At 48.0% G+C, this 277-nt stretch carries 1 pseudogene; it reads right to left on the bottom strand.

What is annotated here, in order from left to right:
* A pseudogene (locus tag HMPREF2692_RS13310) lies at positions 1-277 on the bottom strand (IS3 family transposase); the annotation flags it as partial.

The raw sequence follows: 277 nt of genomic DNA, 5'->3' as shown, positions 1-277 counted from the left end.
CCATAAAGCCCGTGCTCATCATCGAAGATGGTCTTGATTCTTGCACCAATAACGGCATCAGAATACATCTTTAACCTGCGTTTTTTTACGGGTGCTCACCCACTTGTAAAACGAGGAACGATTCAGCTTTAACACATCGCACATCCGCTTAACCGAGTACTCGGTTCGGTGGTCATCGACAAACTGGAAGCGGATCACCAGTGAGTCTCTTCGGCAAAATATTTCGCGGCCTTACGCAGGATGTCGCGTTCTTCGCGCAGCTTCGCGTTTTCTTTTT

This window comes from Corynebacterium sp. HMSC036D03, from assembly GCF_001836185.1.
Lineage (GTDB): Bacteria > Actinomycetota > Actinomycetes > Mycobacteriales > Mycobacteriaceae > Corynebacterium > Corynebacterium simulans.
The sequence above is the reverse complement of the archived record's forward strand: the minus strand, read 5'-3'. Positions and strand labels throughout refer to the sequence as shown.